This window comes from Pseudoalteromonas sp. 19-MNA-CIBAN-0066, assembly GCF_040308705.1.
Lineage (GTDB): Bacteria > Pseudomonadota > Gammaproteobacteria > Enterobacterales > Alteromonadaceae > Pseudoalteromonas > Pseudoalteromonas nigrifaciens.
This window is the reverse complement of record NZ_JBEONZ010000005.1, coordinates 158384-176982: the sequence shown is the minus strand read 5'-3', so window position 1 is coordinate 176982 and position 18599 is coordinate 158384. Positions and strand designations below refer to the sequence as shown.

Below are 18599 nucleotides of genomic sequence, written 5' to 3'. Positions count from 1 at the left end.
TGTATCTCAATTTAAAGTATAACTCATTGTTACAATTCAAAAAAATAATTAGTACACAGTAATCACTATATATAATGCTAAGTATTGGACATAAATAGATTCTATTATTTTGTAATTATATACTTGCTAGTTATAAATGTTATTTAAGGAAAATTCATGAAAAGATTTATTTTGCTAAGTATGGTCGTATTTACACTCGCGCTCACAGGTTGTGCAACAACAGGCAGCGCCTCACCAAGCGAAAAACGTGCATTAGTGCATAGCATGGAATCAAATACATTAAGTAAACTTTACACGATAAAACCAGATGTTAAAAAGCAAATTGCTAACTCTGCAGGTTATGCTGTTTTTGATAATGCCAACGTCAATGTTGTTTTAGCTAGTTTTGGTGGTGGTTATGGTGTTATTAAAAATAACCTAACGGGTAAATCTACATACATGAATATGGGCGAAGCCGGTTTAGGCCTAGGTTTAGGTGTTAAAGACTTTAACGTTGTTATGGTTTTTCATAACCAAGCGGCACTAAACAGATTTATTGAACACGGTTGGGCATTTGGCGGAAACGCAGATGCAGCAGCTAAATATAAAGAAAAAGGCGGTGCATTAGTTGCCGAAGCAATAGCAGACCAAGTTACTGTGTATTCTTTGACCGAAAGCGGCCTTGCACTACAAGCAGTATTAAAAGGTACTAAGTTTTGGGTCGACTCCGAGCTTAATTAACCCCTAAATTACTCTCCTAAAAGCGAGCTGATTTGAATAATCACCCTCGCTTTCTTTTAAATATATCAATTTAACATAACATAACTTATAGGTTATCTATTATGCTGTAAATGAGAGGTTACTAGCTGATTAGCAATGGCTGTTAATTTCATAAACTTTAGAGAAATTAACCAATATTTCCCTCGTTAGCCATATAGTTCTCTCTTTATTTAGACATTAATTAAGAGTAGTCTAGCTATCTGAAAATTAATGTCTTTTAAAGTTCTTTTGATCAATCTGTAGGTAACAAATGGAAGTGAATTTAAGTAATAAGCCAAGTAATGTGATGTCAGATAACTTCTTACGTCAACGACGTAATTTGTTTATTATAAATTTATTAGTACTTTTTATGATGTTAGCAGAAGTGCAAGCAAATAAGATTACGCTGGGGGGAGTTAGCTTTGAAAAGTTTGGTAACCCAAAAGCAATATTTCTTTTCTTATGGGTTTCATGGGGCTATTTTTTCTATAGATTTATTCTTTATTTCCTCGAAGATGAATGGTCTAAGTGTAAACATAAATTTTCTGACTCCTTCCACTATTTCCTTAATAATAAATATAGAAAATTATTATTCATTAGTGGTAAAGATCTTAGATTTAATGATTTTTCATATTCTCAACTTAAGCATAATCGTTTCAGATGTTTGATTCCAATGCCTTATAATCCAATTTCTGAATCTCAAAAGAACGATGAAATTCAGTTTTATGAAAAACAGTTCATGTTTACTAAACTAAAGTTTTTTCTGAATTTTTTGTTCTTAACTACAATTTTTACTAATTACTTTCTTCCATTTTTGATTAGTCTTTTTACTTTTGTAGTTGCGTTAAAATCAGATTGGGAAGGTTCGATTATTAAACTAACCACTTTTTTTTGAATAGAATTAATAATAGTAAAATTCTGTCCAATCAAATCTCCCAACTGACAGGCTGTCAACCATGACAGCATTGTAACTAATTAATAAAAAAGGGCTTTTCGCCCTTTTCTTTAATGTTACGTACCGTAATTTATGGGCTGTAATAACTATACAATAAATAAGTATAAGATCCAGATGCCCTGTATTATACAGAGCGTCTGGATCTTAATTATAACTTTTATTAACTAAGAATAGTGTAAAGTAACGCAGCTAAAGTACCACCTATAGTCGGACCTAACACTGGAATCCATGAATAACTCCAATTACTATCTATCTTACCTTTGATCGGTAACAAAGCATGTACAATTCTAGGCCCTAAATCTCTAGCTGGATTTATTGCATATCCTGTTGTACCACCCAATGAAAGCCCAATTCCCCACACAACAAAAGCAACTGGAATTGCACCTATAGAGCCCAAACCAATTTTAGTCCCAGTACCATTGTCGATTTCAGCCGCCGAAAAATAAAATACACAAATCAATAAAACAAAAGTACCTACAATTTCACTAATTATATTTCTAAATGTATTTGGTATTGCTGGTGCTGTACAAAAGACTGCTCGTTTTAATTCTGCATCATCTGTAGCATCAAAGTGATCTTTATATATTACATAAACTAAAAAAGCTCCAATCATTGCACCAATAAATTGTGCAGCAATGTAAGCAGGGACTTCAGTCCAAGAAAATTTTTCAGCTACTGCTAAGCTAAGTGTTACAGCTGGGTTTAGATGTGCTCCACTATAAGGGCCAGCGACAACCACACCAATAAATACAGCAAGACCCCAAGCTGTAGTAACAGCCATCCACCCTCCTCCTTCACCTATTGTTTTTTTTAAAATATTATTAGCAACTACACCGCCTCCAATTAAAATTAAGAGGGCCGTTCCTAATATTTCTGCTATAAATGGTGTCATTTTATATTCCTTGCTAAAAGCTAAAATTAAATCTACCTTAATGAACATGTCTTTTTATAAGCGAATACTATCTACACTATGAAACTATTTTTGTTTAAATGTTGTAATTCAAAGTGCTTGATATCCTTAAAAGCATCTATAATGGTCACTAATAAAACTATCCTATTGAGCTTAGAGTTTATGATTGCGAGTTTGAATAACTTTACTTACATCCATAAACTCTAATCAAACAAGTTTGGTATGAATTTATATTTAAAGGTAAATTAGTAACTTATCCTTCACTTTGTACTTTTTTAACTGATTTACACCAGCCATCATAAAGCTCATCACGTTTTGTTTTGGTCATGCCAGGTTCGAATCGTCTTTCACAATTCCAATTAGTTGCCAATGACTCAAGTGATGAGAATACACCAGCCCTGAGTCCTGCAAGATAAGCTACACCTAAAGCAGTCGTTTCACTAATAGTTGAACGGTCAACCTCTGCACCTAAAACGTCTGACAAAAACTGCATAAGCCATCCATTTATGACCATACCACCATCAACTCTAAGTACCTGAGGCCTTACGCCGTCTGATTCCATAGCCTTTTGAAGATCTTTAGTTTGAAAACAAACAGACTGTAATCCTGCTGTTACTATCTCTTTAATACCCGTATCTCTAGTTAATCCAAATATAGCCCCACGAGCATTTGGATCCCAATATGGTGCACCCAAACCAGTAAATGCAGGAACCATATATATTCCATGATCTAGGGAGGTATTGATAGCGAGTAATTCTGTTTCATCTGCTTTTTCAATTAACTGTAAGCCATCTCTAAGCCATTGAATTGCTGCGCCAGCTATAAAAATACTGCCCTCTAATGCATAGGTTGGTTTGCCATTCAAACGATAGGCGACAGTACTAAGAAGTCTATTTTTAGATTGAAGAACTTGATCACCTGTATTAACCATCATAAAGCACCCTGTTCCATAGGTACTTTTAGCCATACCTGCTTGAAAGCATGTTTGGCCAAACAGTGCTGACTGTTGATCACCTGCCATACCTAAAATAGGCACTTCGTAACCTAAATATTTTTCACTCGCCATACCAAAGTCATCTGATGAATCCATTACTTCTGGTAGCATATTTAATGGAACATCAAGTAATTCAAGTAGTTCGGTATCCCATTCTTGCGTATGAATATTAAATAGCATAGTTCTCGATGCATTAGTTGCATCTGTGCGATGTTCTTTTCCGCCTGTCAACTTCCATAACAAATAAGTATCGACCGTACCAAAAATTAAATCACCATTTTCTGCTTTTTCACGAGCGCCTGGACAACTTTCTAAAATCCAATTTATTTTAGTCGCAGAAAAATACGGATCGATTAATAACCCCGTTTTTTGCATAATTAGTTCTTCTTTTCCTGCAAGCCTTAAACTATCGCATAGTTCTGTTGTACGCCTATCTTGCCAGACTATCGCATTATAAATGGGTTCACCGGTTACTTTATCCCAAACGATTGTAGTTTCGCGTTGATTAGTAATACCAATAGCAATAACTTTATCATGCTCAGGATCTAGGTTCTTCATAACAGCATTAATAGTATGAAGAACAGACTCCCATATGTCCTCAGGCTTATGCTCAACATAACCATCTTTTGGAAAATGTTGTTCAAATTCTTGTTGTTCTATATATGCAACTTTGCCATTTAAATCGAATAAAACACTGCGAGAGCTAGTCGTACCTTGATCAATTGAAAGGATATAATTATTCATTATTTTTTACACTTTAACATTCGGTTATTTTCGTTTTTGTACTATTACATGAATTAAATGTAACATACAACAAATATCAAACTTTTATATACAATTATTTAATGAAATAATTTCTATAAAATTCTCATTTACTTCTTTTTCACTTATAATAGTTTTACTAATTAAAATTAAAATTATGCTAAATAAAAATGACCCAAGATCAGAGACACGAATCTATATTAAAACTATTAAAAGAAAGAGATTCCATTTCTATTGAAGAATTAGTTGAGCACTATAAAGTCACTCCACAGACGATAAGACGCGACCTTACCCATCTTGCAAAGTTAAACAAATTAAGGCGTCATCATGGAGGCGCTAGTGTAGTCTCAAGCATTCAAAATATGGCGTATCAAACTAGAAAAATCATGGATTTAGAAGCTAAACAAAAAATAGCGCAACATTTAGTTAGTATGATACCAAATGGTTCTTCTTTATTTATAAATATAGGAACAACGACTGAGACTATAGCTAAAGCACTTCTATCGCATGAAAACCTTAAAGTTGTAACTAACAATTTAAATGTTGCTGCTATATTAGGCGTTAAAAAGGATTTTTCAGTTCTTATAGCAGGAGGAGAAGTTAGACATAGAGATGGTGGTATTATTGGTGAAACAACTGAAGATTTTATCAATCAGTTTCGTATGGACTTCGGCATTATCGGCATAAGTGGGATAGAAGAAAATGGTTCTCTACTTGATTTCGATTATCGTGAAGTTCGTGTTGCTCAAGCAATCATCAAAAATTCACGTAAAGTTTTACTCGCCGCTGATAATTCAAAATTTGGTAGGTGCGCTATGGTTCGTTTAGGTAACATTAGTCAAGCAGATGACTTTATTACTGATGCTAAACCACCTAAGAGTATTCTAACCTTACTTTCCGAACATGACGTTAAGCTTCATATAGCACGATAGTAGTCAATCAAAACCATCTAATACATACAGAACAATTCAAATAATTTCAAGTAGATACCATGAATTTCGTTGTTAATGTAGTTAATAATTAAATAATAAATTGGTTAAATTAATATATAACTTTGTAATTCCCTCCTCTATTTCACTCCTGTATACCAGAATTTATTTTCTTTTATGTACTTTAATGTTTGCAAATGTTCGCAAATAAGTGATACTTTTAAAAATGAACATAAAAGCAAATTAAAACCATGTATTACTCTTTAGTATTAATGTTATCGATAAGGCACCAATGAAAAACCTATATACACAATTAGAGCAGGATAACGTTCCAAAAACACTCACACTGCTGCTCCAAAGCATAGTTGGTGCATGCACAGAAATAGCTACTCGTATTAATCATGGTGCATTATCTGATGTGCTTGGCTCATTGCCTGATCACAATGTACAAGGAGAGGTACAAAAGAAGTTAGATGTTATCGCTAATAATATTTTGATTGAATCTCTAAAAAAGAATAAGCAGGTTAGAGCTGTCGCATCTGAAGAAGTAGAAGACATTATATTATGTAATAGTTTTGGCAAATACCTTATTTGTTTCGACCCATTAGATGGTTCATCTAATACTGATGTAAATGGTTCATTAGGTACTATTTTTTCTATAACTTCAGCTTCTCCTGCCCAAACAGAAGTTAGTGAAGAAGACTTTTTTTCTACAGGAAGATCAATTATCGCTGCAGGCTATGTTCTATATGGCCCATCGCTTATGCTTGCCTTATCAACAGGTTCAGGAACACATATTTATACATTAGATCCCTCAAATAATAACTTTATGCTCACACATCCTAATTTAAACATTCCAGAAGATACGAATGAATTTTCATTTAATTTATCAAACCAATTTAAGTGGCCTGAAAATGTACAAAAATATATTGTTGATTTACAGCTTGGTACCGATGGTATCCGAAAGAAAAACTTTAATATGAGATGGTTGGGAGCCATGGTAGGTGATATGCATAGAATTCTATGTAAGGGAGGTATATTTGGGTACCCTGAAGAAAAAAACTTTAAATACGGTAAATTAAGATTACTTTATGAAGCAAACCCAATTGCATTTTTAGTAGAGCAAGCAAATGGTTTAGCAAGTAATGGGACTACTTCTATTTTAGACACTGTGCCTTCAAGTATACATCAACGGATCCCTGTATTTATTGGTTCTAAGAATGAAGTTCTACTTATAGAAAAGTATGCTTTAGGAAAATAAAAAACATACATTATTACTTTAAGAGTGACATCTGTATTTATATAGAAATTGTATCTAACTTTACTTTTGTTAAGAAACATATCTGCTTTCAATTATTTAAAGGTTAAAATCATGTCAATAAGACTTAACATGCTAGAAAAAATAAAAAATAGTCAAGGCTTTATAGCTGCACTAGATCAAAGTGGTGGGAGTTCACCAAAAGCTTTAGAGCAGTATGGTATCTCATCTAGTGAGATTTCATCTGATGAGGAGATGTTTAAATATATACATTCTATGCGAGCACGAATAATTTCAAGTAGTCCATTTAATTCACAAAAAATATTGGGCGCAATTCTATTTAAAGATACTTTAAATCGTTACATTGAAAATATTCCAACAGCTGAATATTTGTGGAAACATAAAGAAATTGTACCATTTTTAAAAATAGATGAAGGTTTAATGCCTGAATCTGACGGTGTACAGTTAATGAAACCCATTAAAAACCTTGGTTCAATACTAACGGTTGATACTAATTTTGTTTTTGGCACAAAAATGCGGTCTGTTATAAAACAAGCTAGTCGTATTGGTATCCAAAATGTTGTTAAACAGCAATTTGAAATTGCAAAAGAGGTAATAAATTCAGGGCTAATGCCTATTATTGAGCCTGAAGTTGATATTTATTGCGAAGAAAAGCAATCTGCAGAACTCATGTTGCATGATGTAATTATTGAAGAGCTGAATAACCTTGAAAATGGACAGCAAGTAATATTAAAACTCACGTTACCTGAAGTGCCTAATTTATATAAAGATCTTGCAACACACCCAAAAGTTTTAAAATTAGTTGCTCTATCTGGTGGTTACTCTATTACACAAGCCAATGAAAAGCTAAAAAGAAATACTGGTATTATTGCTAGTTTTTCAAGAGCATTATTGATTGGCCTACATCATGACATGTCTGATAAAAAGTTTGATGAAAAATTAAATAATTCTATAGAAGCCATTTATGAAGCTTCAATATATAAATTATAAGTAATCCAACTTCCATAAGCATAAAAACTTTATACGTAATCTTTTATAGCTCTAGCTTGTACGAAAATAACCTAACCAAGTAGATATAAAAGGCTAGTAATTAATAATAGGTAATCCAAAAAATGAGCCAACTGAGAAAGAATAATATAAAAAAACTTCCTCAAGATATATTCGATGTATTGATAATTGGAGGGGGTATTAATGGTGCAGTATCAGCTGCAGCATTAGCTGCAAAAGGCGCCAAAGTTGCATTAATCGATAAAGAAGATTTCGCTGGTTTCACTAGTTCAAACTCATCTAACTTGGCCTGGGGCGGCATAAAGTATTTAGAAAGCCATGAATATAACTTGGTAAATAAACTATGTAAAAGTAGAAACCATTTAATGCGCAGCTACCCATCGACAGTTAAAGAAATTCGTTTTTTTACCAGTATTCAAAAAGGCTTTAGATTCCCAGCTTTCTTTGTCTATTTAGGAACAATCGTCTATTGGTTTATGGGCCGATTTTTTACGCAATCGCCTCGCTACCTTAATGCAATAAAAATTAAATCATTAGAGCCAGTCGTCAACACTACAAATGTAGAAGCCGGTTTTGAGTATTCAGACAGCTTTTTATTAGACAACGATGCCCGGTTTGTTTTTAACTTTATTCGCTCTAGTATGAGCCATGGCTGTATCGGTGCTAACTATGTAAGTGCACAAGGCTCAAACCGTACAGGTGATATTTGGACAACAAATGCAATGGACGAAATAACGAAAGAACAATTTTCGATACGTTCTAAAGTAATTATAAACGCCGCAGGCCCTTTTGTTGATCCTATTAATATTACTAACAGTCAAACTACAGCACATCACCATTTATTTTCAAAAGGTATTCACCTTATTGTTGATAAAATTACTAGCAGTAATAAAGTACTTACATTTTTTGCTGACGATGGCAGACTATTCTTCGTGATCCCTATGGGACCTAAAACTTGTATTGGTACAACTGATACACAAGTTGAGAGCCCACATTCGCATGTTACTGATGAAGATAGAAAGTTTGTGTTAGATAATGCGAACAAGTTACTAGAACTGGATAAACAGCTCACAAAAGACGATATAATAGCTGAACGATGTGGTGTAAGGCCATTAGCAATTAAAAAAGATGGTAATGGTAAGGCTGACTGGGTGCAATTATCGCGCAAACACGCAATCGACACTAACTATGAGAAACAATACCTTTCTATATTTGGTGGGAAATTAACTGATTGTATCAATGTCGGTGATGAAGTTGCTGAGTTAATCAAAAAGCTTGGTATTAACCTTCCTTACGAGGATTACAAATGGTACGGCGAGCCTGACGATACTGTCAAAAATGAATTTATGCATCGTGCTAAGCTAATGAATTTAGACGGCTTAACTCCCAAAACATCTACTGAAGTACTCAGCAAACGCTTTTGGAGACGTTACGGAAGAAATGCAATTAACATGTTAGAAAAAATTCGAGAAGTTCCTGAAAAAGCTGAGCTTCTAATTAAAAATTCAGAGTATTTACGTGTTGAAATTGAACATGCTGCCGAACGAGAAATGGTAACTAAACTAAGTGATTTTTTACGTCGCCGCTCTAAAATATCACTGGTTGTACGTAAAGAAGATATCCTCTCTGATCCGGGGCTACAAGAGGTATGTCATATTCTATTTGGTGAAGAAAATGCGCAAGCCAGGCTTCAAGAATATATAGAGGAAATATCCCAATAACCCATCGATTCCGTGATTTTATTTAAATACACAGCAATCAAAACCAACCATAGGGCTAATTTACATCACTATATAATCGCGATGTAAACTAGCCCTTTTATATAACAATAAATGCTTCATTGCATCAGCAAAATTGGCAATTTATTCAATTGGTATTATTTTAAAATTATTATATAACTTCTCATCAAACGCCTCTGCTAATCTTTCTGTTTCACTAAAAACGGTATTCCAATATTTAATGCGTGTGTCGGCATCTAGATCGGTAAAATCATTTCTATCTGGAATTTTCCCGTAGGGTAAGCCTGCTATAAATTCTTTTGATGGCGTGATCATCACCACGTTATCGTAATTAAGTGGTGAGACTTTACGTTTTAAATTTTTATCGAACCATCCTGCTTTTGGATCGCTATTAAAGTGTGGATATAAAATGAGTCCTGGGTTGTTAATTTTTAAATCAAAGTGGTAATCAATAATGCCGCCATCGCGATAAATGCCTGCGGGTGTTCCTGCAATATTTTTAATTCCTTGCATAACTAACGGTATTGAACCCGATGCAAGTAATGCCTCTTTTAAATTATTTTGGGTAAGCGCTATTTTTTGTGTTTTAAAATTATAGCTGTCGGTAATTGATAAGTCGCTTGTTGCGGGGCCAAATATAAAACGCTCATATTGCGATCCTAAATATTTTCGGTTTACTCGATTAAGCATATAACTTTTTGATAAACCCATAAGCTGTAATAATTTATTTTCACTGGCTATAAATCCATTCGATTTTGCCACTATAAAATGTGCTTTAAATACGGGGTTATTTATGATTTCAGCCACGCCGTTATTGCCAAAAACATCTTCAAGCAGTGCGCGGGCTTTTAATGTTATTTCTGCGGGGGTAGGTTTATTACTAGAATAGCGCGTTTGCGAATACGATGTTGCTAAGCGCTCAATTGCTGCAACCGGATCATTTTGCGCAAAACACGCTGAGCGAAATGCCCCGGCCGATGAGCCAATTAAGTTAAGCGGTTGGCTATGGTTTTTAAAAAACTCACCAAATATATACTTGTCTAAGCCAAACAAGGTAAACCATTTTGGCCCGCCGCTGGCACCTAAAAATGAGCTGAATAATTCGGGTTTAAGCCCCTGTTCGTTTATTATTTTTGCAGCAGTTTTACCTGCGTAAATGTTGATCATCTAAAAATTTAGCCTATAAAATCTGTGTTTAATTGCGCTGCTTATTTCTATTTAATGGTATATATTTGTTACTTACTTTGTATATAACCAGGCTAAAAATAGAATAGTTATGCAAAAATAAAAACGATTTTATGCTGCCATAAAACCGTTTATTAATGCTAAAAGTGACTTAAAATACGTTAACTAGTCCCAAATGCCGGTTTCGCATTTACCCTGTACTTTTACATCATTTACTTTAAATTCGGGCTCTAAGCCTTTTTCGCGTTGCGTATGATAATCGCGAGTAACCGCTAATATTGTTGGGGTTAGCAATATAATAGCGATAACGTTAACCACTGTCATTAGACCTAAAGCAATATCGGCTAAATCCCATACTTGCTTTAATGTGGCCGACGCGCCCCACAACATCATTGATAAATAAAGCAAAGTATAAATACCACGACCCATTTTGTTATCGAGTTTAAATAAGTGCAAGTTACTTTCTGCGTAAGCATAGTTGGCTACTACAGACGTAAAGGCAAACAAGGTAATAGCGGCTGCTACAAAGTACACACCCCCTTGCGCTAAATGAGCGGTCATGGCGCTTTGCGTTAAACGTATACCTTCCATTTCGCCGCTTATGTCTATATCGGCAAGTAAAATAATAACCGCAGTACAACTACACAATACTATGGTGTCGAAAAACACCCCTAACATTTGAATGTAGCCCTGTGTTACCGGATGATTAGGCAGTGGGCTTGCACTGGCTGAAGCATGTGGCACACTGCCCGCGCCCGCTTCGTTTGAATAAAGGCCACGTTGAATACCATTTTTTATTGCTGCGCCCATCGCGCCTGCACCTGCTTCTTGCAGCCCAAATGCTGATAAAAATATATCTTTAAGCATAGCAGGCACTTGGGTGAAGTTTATTAAGGTAATAATAACTGCAACAAGCACAAACACTATGCCCATTACCGGTACTACGCACTCAGCAAAGCGAGCGATTGCTTTAAAACCACCCACAATAATAGAGCCGGCTAACACAGTGATCACTAATCCAGAGTAAAAGGTTGGAATTTCGAAGGCAAAATTAAGTGCATCGGTAATGGTGTTGGTTTGCATGGCGCTAAAGGTAAAGCCGTAACCTAAAAATAAGCACAGTGCAAAAGTAATAGCGAAGGCTCGATTGCCTAATCCTTGTTGAATATAATACGCAGGGCCGCCTCTAAACTCGCCTTGGCTGTCGCGCACTTTATATACTTGACCTAATACACTTTCGGCAAAGCCTGTGGCCATGCCTAATATGGCAATAACCCACATCCAAAAAATGGCACCACTACCACCTAATGATATAGCAACGGCAACACCTGCTAAGTTACCCGTGCCTACCCGCGCACATAAACCAGTACACAGCGCTTGAAATGATGATATGTCGCCTTTTTTACATTTGCTGCTGCCTTTTAGTAAACTAAACATATGTTTAAATTTAAGTATTTGAATGGCTTTTAAACGCACCGAAAACCAAATACCAGCAAACAATAAAATGTAAATGAGGACTTGGCCCTCTCCCCATAAAATACCATTTACACTTTTTACTACGGTATCGAACATTGCTAATTCCTTGTTATATTTCTTATTTAAATAGGCACTGCAAGCGACACAAATATACGTTATAAAATAATAAAGGCAGTAACACTGCCTTTATTATTTTATACATTTACTTTGTTGGTAAATGAATGCCAGCGATCATACACCTTACTGAGCCACCAGCAGATTCAATGGTAGGAATAGGTAAAGGCACCAATTTGGCACTTTTTTCTATTACCTTAATTTGCGCTGCAGTAAGTGCTTTAAAAGCCGTTGCTGATAACGCTAAAATCCGTCCGCTTTTACCCTGTAACTCAATGGCATTGCCGCAAAAGTTATTAATTTGATCGCCCGATAACTCAATGACTTGATGATAGCTTTGCAATAAATGGCTTACTAGCTGCCTGCGCTGTTCGTTTGGCACCATGTCTAAGCCAATCATGGCAAACTCTGTAGCAACACACATTAATACATTGGTATGGTAAACCGCTGTGCCTTGCATATCGTAGGCATTAAAAACCACCGGGGTTAGCTTTAATTGCTCGCATACTGTGTTAACAACTGACTGTGTCGTTCGCTTTGATTCAACCGCATAAGCAAACTTATATTGATGATCAATAACCAGTGAACCAGTGCCCTCTAAGAATGAATTTTCTTTCGCTAAAAATGAATAATCAGTCACTGCAGACACTTTATATTGATCCGTTAAAAAATCAATAATATCTTTGCGATATTCTGCTCTTCTGCTTTGTGCGTACATTGGATAGGTTAGTATTTCGCCATTTTGGTGAGTAGTAAACCAATTATTAGGAAATACCGAGTCGGGTGTACCTTTATGCTCATCTTCAAAAAGGTGAACGAGGATCCCTTCTTGCTTTAACACTTCGACTGCATTGGTTACTTCGTTATACGCGTGTAAGCTTTGATCTGTTGTTAAACAGCTGCGTTGAAATGTGTTATCACGCATGGTTTGCGGGTTAGAAGTAAAATGATGTGGGCGAACCATCACAATACTATTTGGTGCTTGGTTTACCATACTTATGCCACACTCTCTTGCTGCGTATGCTCAGCGGTTAAAACTGAAAACAAATTACGCGGATCGGCTTGCTGGGTAATTAAATCAAGTAAGCTGTACTGCCCCGTTGCAATGAGCTGATCGCGAATAAATGCCAATGCCGTAAAATCTTCGCTAGCAAAGCCCACACCATCAAAAATAGTAAGTTGTTGCTGACTCTCACGCCCGCAAGCTTGCCCATTAATAACTTGATGAAACTCGGTTACAGCAAAATCAGCCCTCATTTGTTGAATTTCACCTTCAATACGTGTTTGTGGCTCGTACTCTACAAATACAGCAGCGCGTTCAAGCAGCTTTGCATCTAATTCTGTTTTACCTGGGCAGTCGCCACCAATAGCATTTATATGCACGCCTTGTGGGATCATCTCGCTGGTTAAAATTGTGGCGTTGGTTTTATCTGCAGTGCAGGTTGTTATTATATGCGCACCTTTTACGGCCTCTGCAGCACTGTTACAAATAGTGACGTTTAAGCCATAGGCTGTGAGGTTATTAAAAGCTTTTTGCGACGCACTCGGGTCTATATCGTATAAATGAATATCAGTAATACCTAGTACACTTTTAAATGCCAACGCCTGAAACTCAGACTGCGCACCGTTACCAATTAGCGTTAGTGTGGTTGCATTTTTAGGAGCTAAGTATTTTGCGACTAATGCTGAAGTGGCTGCAGTTCTGAGTGCGGTAAGTAGGCACATTTCGCTGATCATAATCGGATAGCCGCTATCTACATCGGCTAAAATTCCAAATGCAGCAACGGTTTGCAGTTCTCTAAAAGTATTTTTAGGATGCCCGTTTACATACTTACAGCTAAATAGTTCGCCGTCGCTCACTGGCATAAGCTCTATTACGCCCTCTGGTGAATGCGCTGCATAACGTGGGGATTTATCAAATTGCTGCCAACGAGTAAAGTCTGTTTCTAGTCGCTTTGTTAGCTGTTGTAAAACATTTTCTATGCCGAGTTTATTTATAAGCTGTGCCATTGTTTGTACGCTAACAAAAGGAACGCCTTGTTTTGGCTGTGCTATAAAATGCGTCATTAAAACCTCTATAAGTAAGTGTGTGCAATTATTTATAGACAGTTTATCGCTCTGGTGCGCCAGTTAAAATGGCAATTAGTTATACAAATAGCATTGTTTTTTGTCATTTTGCTAGGCGGCAATGGTTAAATTTAGTATTTTGATTAAAACTTACCTAAGGCTTAACCTATGACTCCCTATATTTATGACGCCCTCGACAAAGCATTAATAGCTGAACTTAGAAAAGACGGCCGCGCTTCTATTTCAACCTTAGCCACTACATTAAACGTGTCGCGGGGCACAGTACAAAATAGGTTAGACAGATTACTTTCATCAGGGGCAATTTTAGGTTTTACCGTGCGTGTACATCAGCACATTGAAACCGAAGCAGTCAGAGCAATTATGATGGTAGAAGTGGTAGGTAAGTCGACCTCGCAAGTTATAAAAACGATGCGCGGTATTCCTGAGCTAACTAAATTGCACACCACTAACGGTGCATGGGATTTAGTAGCCGAAATTCAAGCTGCTAACTTAAGTGAATTTGATGGGGTGCTTAGGCAAGTAAGGGAAATAGACGGTATTTTAAATAGCGAAACCAGTATTTTGCTTTCGTCTACTTAAAATAAAATGCTGGCGTGCATTACATACGCCAGCAAAGAGGTTATTTATTACCTCAATTCAATTGAGTAAATAACCCCCTTAGTTTTAGTTATATTTAGTTATAACAGTACTGCAATGCTTGATTATGGCTATGATCCCAAATTTGCGGGTTTTGCTCTGCTAAATAAGCACGCCCTGCCTGTAAACCAAGTTTGTGATCAAAACGTAAATCGTTATCTGAACTGCCAAGTAATTTGCTATGCAGTTTTTCGGTTGCAAAAATTTGTATAATTTCAACATCCTCTGGTGGGTTTGCAATAAACTCCAACTCTTCTTGGTATGCTTGTTCGTGCTGTAGTAAATAATCTATGGTTTTAGGACAATAGCCTGACGCGCACACAAATGCTCTTAGTTTATTTACCCATGCCGATTGTACTTGAAAGTTAATATCGACCGTGCGGATCACCACTATTTTACGTGCGCCTCGGTTATAGGCTTCACGTACAGGTAAAGGTGCTGCAAGGCCGCCATCTAAGTAAAAGTCGGCTACTGCTGGTTCTACTTGCTCTAAGGCAAGCTCGGCTTCGTTAGCTGCTAAAGTATTCATCCAAGGTGTTAGTTTTACACCTTGCTTATACAAAAATGGTAACGCACTTGATGCTTTTAATAGCTCACGCCATTGCTTGCTCTCGCCTGTAGGCGCTAAAAAGTACGGTTTGCGGTCTCGTGAGTTAGTTGCTGTAATAAGCAATTCACGATCCCCTAAGTTATTTTTGGCTGTTTTAAAATCTAAACTACGATTTACCTCTGTGGTTTTATCAAAGTACCAGTCTAAATCCATTATGTGCTTACCAATTAAACCACGGCTTAATTGAAAAAAATTTTTATTACGCGACAACCCTCTTATCAAGCGTTTTGCATAGCCTTTTTGCCTGGCTAAAAAACTAGTTAAGTTTTGCGAACCCGCAGATGTACCAATAAATAAATCAAATGGGTCGTAGTCTTGCTCTAACCACGCATCGAGTACACCGGCTGTAAATATACCTCGCTGTCCGCCACCTTCAGCAATCAGCGCAATTTTTGGCAGCGCTGCTTTATTAACTGAATTAGGGATTACATTATTTAGCGAGTTCACGATGCACCTTCCTGTAAAAAGTAGAGTTATAGAGTTATAACGTTTTGTGGTTTTAATTATAGCGGGTAAGTTATCACTATAAAATTTGATTAAATCTATTAGTTTAATCGCTTAAAGCGAATACGGTAGGGTAATTTATTTGCTGTTATTTGGGAGTAGCTTAAATGAGCAGCCAAAATACAGATTGATGTTGCCTATAAGCAAAACTAGTTTAGATTTCGCGTATAATATAGCAGGCGTAAGGTGTACGCCTGCTTAACTAAATGAAACTTAACGTTTTAATTCCATTAAAATTTCGATAGCTCTATGGCGTTTTTCGCTGTCGTATAAATCGTTGGTAAATATAAATTCATCAACGCCCAGCTCTTTTACTATCATTTCTAACTTGTGTCTTATACTTACATGCCCGCCTATTACACTTAAACTTAAAAAGTTTTCCACTTGTGCACGCTCTTGCTCGCTCCATAGGCCGTCCATAGAGTCAACAGGTGGTTGCAGCCATAATTCACTGCCACGCATTAGCGCAAGTACCCGCTGTTGCGAAGTGGTCGATAGGTATTGTGCTTCTTCGTCGGTATCGGCTGCTATCAGCGGTAACGCCAGCATTATGTATGGCTTATCAAGTACCTTTGAAGGTTTAAATTCACGCTTATACAACTCTATGGCATCGTACAAAAAGCGCGGAGCAAAGTGCCCTGCAAATACATACGGTAACCCTTTTTGCGCTGCAAGTTGCGCGCTAAATAAGCTTGAGCCTAATAACCAAATAGGTATATTGGTATCCTCACCGGGTATAGCCCGTATTGGGTGAGTGCCATTATAAGGCCCTAATAAGGTTTGCAGTTCGGTTACTTCTTGAGGGAAGCGCTCTGCTCGGCTCATGTCTGAATTTAAAGCTCTACTCGTAATAGGATCGCTTCCTGGTGCACGGCCAAGCCCTAAATCAATACGCCCTGGGTATAAGCTCTCTAATGTACCAAATTGTTCGGCTACAACTAATGGCGAGTGATTCGGCAGCATAATCCCCCCCGAGCCTACACGTATTCGATCGGTTTTACTGGCTATATGGCCCACTAAAATAGAGGTAGCTGCACATATAATACCTGGCATATTATGGTGCTCTGCTAACCAAAAGCGATTAAAACCTAGTTCGTCGGCTCTTTGTGCGTATTTAGTACTTTTATGTAGTGTTTCGGATACCGTTGCCCCTTTGGGCATCGGGGCAAGCTCTAATAACGAAAAGGGAATATTAGATAACAAAATAGCAGCTCCTATAAATGGCATGCTTATGGTGTGCTATAACCACAAGCATAAAAACTAGAGATGGGTGTGCGTTACCTGTAATTCAAGATACTAAAGGTGCTAAACACTAAATAACCTGAGCATATTTAAGCGGGTTGTGCCGCTTGCTGACGTTGCTGTTTATAGCTCTCTGAATTTAGTCCCTTTTTCCAATAACCCGATGCCACAATATGCGCACGTGGTATGGCGTATAGCTCATTAAGTTTAGTTTTTACTTTGCGCACTAAGCCTGCCTCTAGCGCCATAAAAACAATTGGAGGTTGTGCGCCTACTTTTAAATTGTTTAATGCCGTTAGCATGCTTTCATCTGGGCTATTGGTAACTAGCCAATTTACAGTGCGCGGCGTATCTAAACTAATAATGTCTTGCTTGCTAGGAGCATGAATAAACATATCAATTTTCGCGCTATGCGGTAACTGCTGAGCATAGCCTTTCACTGCATTAACTGAAGTTAAGTCGCCAAGGAGTACGTAGTGCGAATGGCTATAATTATCGAGTTTTTTAGGGCCCGGGCCAGCTATGGCTAGGGTGTCTCCTACTTTTGCTGTTTGCGCCCAGTTTGTAGCAGGACCTTGATGCATATTAATTACAAAGTCGAGCGTGAGCGCCCCCGTTTGCTCATTAACATGGTTAATAGTATAGGAGCGCATAAGCGCCGTTTTTATGTTTAAATCAAGTTCACCATTATGGGGCAGTAACACTTTTACATAGTGGCCTATGTAACTTGGCGTAAGATCTTTAAATTCATCAGAACCTACCACAATGCGTTGTAAGTGCGGTGTAATTTGCTTCGTACTTAGCACCTGCGCTTTGCGTATTTGTCTACTCATGTATTACCTCGTTTTACAAAAAGTTTAAATTGCATGCAGCAACATTTGCACAACGCCCCATTGGTTGATAAAATCAACTATAGCAATTTAATTGATATTGTCAACCATTTGGTAATTACTATGAAATCATCTCTACCTAATACACTCTTTATGCTAATGCAAAGCTACCGCGTAACAACGCGTGATGCGATTAATGCGAACGACCTTGGTTTAAACGCTATGCATGTGCGTTGCTTGCATATTATTGCAGCAACGCCGCAGTGTACTGCTAACGATATTGTTACCCAAACTCAACGCGACAAAGCACAAATTGCCCGTTTAATTAAAGAACTTTTAGCGTTAAATTTAATCAACAAATGTGCCAGTGAGCACGATAAACGCTGTTTTATTGTTTCTTTTACTGCCTTTGGCACTGCGCTTTTTAACAAATTACTAAGTGCCGAGCGCCAGGTTAACGAGCAAATGTGTAAAAATTTAAACTCGACGCAAATCAACGACTTCTTAAATACCGCACAAACAATGATCAAAAACATGCAGTGATCTTTCATTCATTACTTGGCAAAAGTAAAACAAAACGCATATACTGTATGCTTGTAC

The 18599-nt window shown here is 36.9% G+C and carries 17 protein-coding genes; 8 read left to right on the top strand and 9 right to left on the bottom strand.

Annotation, left to right across the window (positions count from 1 at the left end; genetic code table 11):
- Window positions 1–156: 156 nt before the first annotated feature.
- Window positions 157–720, top strand: a complete 564-nt coding sequence (locus tag AAEZ18_RS05405; protein ID WP_089369312.1) for a lipid-binding SYLF domain-containing protein — start codon at window positions 157–159, stop codon at window positions 718–720.
- Between the two features lie 289 nt (window positions 721–1009).
- On the top strand, window positions 1010–1633 hold the full coding sequence (locus tag AAEZ18_RS05400) for a hypothetical protein (protein WP_197182639.1): 624 nt from the start codon (window positions 1010–1012) through the stop codon (window positions 1631–1633).
- 220 nt (window positions 1634–1853) lie between these two features.
- On the opposite strand, the gene AAEZ18_RS05395 is transcribed toward AAEZ18_RS05400, so the two are convergent.
- Window positions 1854–2585 carry an MIP/aquaporin family protein gene (locus AAEZ18_RS05395; RefSeq protein WP_033103174.1) on the bottom strand — a complete coding sequence of 244 codons (732 nt, stop codon included), beginning with the start codon at window positions 2583–2585 and terminating at the stop codon, window positions 1854–1856.
- A 271-nt stretch (window positions 2586–2856) separates the two neighbouring features.
- A complete protein-coding gene (gene glpK, locus AAEZ18_RS05390; protein WP_192531716.1) occupies window positions 2857–4341 on the bottom strand; it encodes a glycerol kinase GlpK in 1485 nt (494 codons plus the stop codon).
- A 188-nt stretch (window positions 4342–4529) separates the two neighbouring features.
- On the opposite strand from glpK, the gene AAEZ18_RS05385 reads away from it, so the two are divergent.
- From AAEZ18_RS05385 to AAEZ18_RS05370, 4 genes are all read left to right on the top strand, one after another.
- Window positions 4530–5291: a DeoR/GlpR family transcriptional regulator gene (locus AAEZ18_RS05385; protein ID WP_011330173.1), complete on the top strand. Its 762-nt coding sequence runs from the start codon at window positions 4530–4532 to the stop codon at window positions 5289–5291.
- A gap of 289 nt (window positions 5292–5580) precedes the next feature.
- On the top strand, window positions 5581–6549 hold the full coding sequence (locus AAEZ18_RS05380; protein WP_197182640.1) for a class 1 fructose-bisphosphatase: 969 nt from the start codon (window positions 5581–5583) through the stop codon (window positions 6547–6549).
- Window positions 6550–6660: 111 nt separating this feature from the next.
- Entirely contained in the window at window positions 6661–7557 is an 897-nt protein-coding gene (locus tag AAEZ18_RS05375; RefSeq protein WP_011330171.1) for a fructose bisphosphate aldolase, read from the top strand.
- A 122-nt stretch (window positions 7558–7679) separates the two neighbouring features.
- Window positions 7680–9296 (top strand): glycerol-3-phosphate dehydrogenase/oxidase, encoded by a 1617-nt coding sequence (locus tag AAEZ18_RS05370; RefSeq protein ID WP_197182641.1) that lies wholly within the window; start codon window positions 7680–7682, stop codon window positions 9294–9296.
- A 141-nt stretch (window positions 9297–9437) separates the two neighbouring features.
- Here the strand turns inward: AAEZ18_RS05370 and AAEZ18_RS05365 are convergent, their stop codons facing one another.
- From AAEZ18_RS05365 to ocd, 4 genes are all read right to left on the bottom strand, one after another.
- On the bottom strand, window positions 9438–10481 hold the full coding sequence (locus tag AAEZ18_RS05365) for a patatin-like phospholipase family protein (protein WP_197182642.1): 1044 nt from the start codon (window positions 10479–10481) through the stop codon (window positions 9438–9440).
- 183 nt (window positions 10482–10664) lie between these two features.
- Window positions 10665–12071, bottom strand: a complete 1407-nt coding sequence (locus AAEZ18_RS05360; RefSeq protein WP_197182643.1) for an alanine/glycine:cation symporter family protein — start codon at window positions 12069–12071, stop codon at window positions 10665–10667.
- Window positions 12072–12177: 106 nt separating this feature from the next.
- Window positions 12178–13089, bottom strand: a complete 912-nt coding sequence (gene ctlX / locus AAEZ18_RS05355) for a citrulline utilization hydrolase CtlX (RefSeq protein WP_193038656.1) — start codon at window positions 13087–13089, stop codon at window positions 12178–12180.
- Entirely contained in the window at window positions 13086–14156 is a 1071-nt protein-coding gene (gene ocd, locus AAEZ18_RS05350; protein WP_197182644.1) for an ornithine cyclodeaminase, read from the bottom strand. Before ocd ends, ctlX begins: the two co-directional genes overlap by 4 nt.
- 168 nt (window positions 14157–14324) lie before the next feature.
- Here ocd and AAEZ18_RS05345 point away from each other — a divergent pair, with 168 nt between their 5' ends.
- Window positions 14325–14756: an Lrp/AsnC family transcriptional regulator gene (locus AAEZ18_RS05345; protein WP_011330165.1), complete on the top strand. Its 432-nt coding sequence runs from the start codon at window positions 14325–14327 to the stop codon at window positions 14754–14756.
- Between the two features lie 94 nt (window positions 14757–14850).
- On the opposite strand, the gene AAEZ18_RS05340 is transcribed toward AAEZ18_RS05345, so the two are convergent.
- From AAEZ18_RS05340 to AAEZ18_RS05330, 3 genes are all read right to left on the bottom strand, one after another.
- Window positions 14851–15870, bottom strand: a complete 1020-nt coding sequence (locus AAEZ18_RS05340; protein WP_011330164.1) for a patatin-like phospholipase family protein — start codon at window positions 15868–15870, stop codon at window positions 14851–14853.
- A gap of 270 nt (window positions 15871–16140) precedes the next feature.
- Window positions 16141–17130, bottom strand: a complete 990-nt coding sequence (locus tag AAEZ18_RS05335) for an LLM class flavin-dependent oxidoreductase (RefSeq protein WP_041455000.1) — start codon at window positions 17128–17130, stop codon at window positions 16141–16143.
- A 128-nt stretch (window positions 17131–17258) separates the two neighbouring features.
- Complete coding sequence (locus AAEZ18_RS05330; RefSeq protein WP_197182645.1) at window positions 17259–18002, bottom strand: siderophore-interacting protein; 744 nt, start codon at window positions 18000–18002, stop codon at window positions 17259–17261.
- A gap of 120 nt (window positions 18003–18122) precedes the next feature.
- On the opposite strand from AAEZ18_RS05330, the gene AAEZ18_RS05325 reads away from it, so the two are divergent.
- Window positions 18123–18542, top strand: a complete 420-nt coding sequence (locus AAEZ18_RS05325; RefSeq protein ID WP_197182646.1) for a MarR family winged helix-turn-helix transcriptional regulator — start codon at window positions 18123–18125, stop codon at window positions 18540–18542.
- Window positions 18543–18599: the final 57 nt, after the last annotated feature.

Coding starts and splice junctions, on each gene's coding strand:
- AAEZ18_RS05330 (WP_197182645.1), bottom strand. CDS start 18,002: ATGAGTAGACAAATACGCAAAGCGCAGGTGCTAAGTACGAAGCAAATT.
- AAEZ18_RS05370 (WP_197182641.1), top strand. CDS start 7,680: ATGAGCCAACTGAGAAAGAATAATATAAAAAAACTTCCTCAAGATATA.
- ocd (WP_197182644.1), bottom strand. CDS start 14,156: ATGACGCATTTTATAGCACAGCCAAAACAAGGCGTTCCTTTTGTTAGC.
- AAEZ18_RS05395 (WP_033103174.1), bottom strand. CDS start 2,585: ATGACACCATTTATAGCAGAAATATTAGGAACGGCCCTCTTAATTTTA.
- AAEZ18_RS05400 (WP_197182639.1), top strand. CDS start 1,010: ATGGAAGTGAATTTAAGTAATAAGCCAAGTAATGTGATGTCAGATAAC.
- AAEZ18_RS05365 (WP_197182642.1), bottom strand. CDS start 10,481: ATGATCAACATTTACGCAGGTAAAACTGCTGCAAAAATAATAAACGAA.
- AAEZ18_RS05360 (WP_197182643.1), bottom strand. CDS start 12,071: ATGTTCGATACCGTAGTAAAAAGTGTAAATGGTATTTTATGGGGAGAG.
- AAEZ18_RS05380 (WP_197182640.1), top strand. CDS start 5,581: ATGAAAAACCTATATACACAATTAGAGCAGGATAACGTTCCAAAAACA.
- AAEZ18_RS05385 (WP_011330173.1), top strand. CDS start 4,530: ATGACCCAAGATCAGAGACACGAATCTATATTAAAACTATTAAAAGAA.
- AAEZ18_RS05375 (WP_011330171.1), top strand. CDS start 6,661: ATGTCAATAAGACTTAACATGCTAGAAAAAATAAAAAATAGTCAAGGC.
- glpK (WP_192531716.1), bottom strand. CDS start 4,341: ATGAATAATTATATCCTTTCAATTGATCAAGGTACGACTAGCTCTCGC.
- AAEZ18_RS05345 (WP_011330165.1), top strand. CDS start 14,325: ATGACTCCCTATATTTATGACGCCCTCGACAAAGCATTAATAGCTGAA.
- AAEZ18_RS05405 (WP_089369312.1), top strand. CDS start 157: ATGAAAAGATTTATTTTGCTAAGTATGGTCGTATTTACACTCGCGCTC.
- AAEZ18_RS05325 (WP_197182646.1), top strand. CDS start 18,123: ATGAAATCATCTCTACCTAATACACTCTTTATGCTAATGCAAAGCTAC.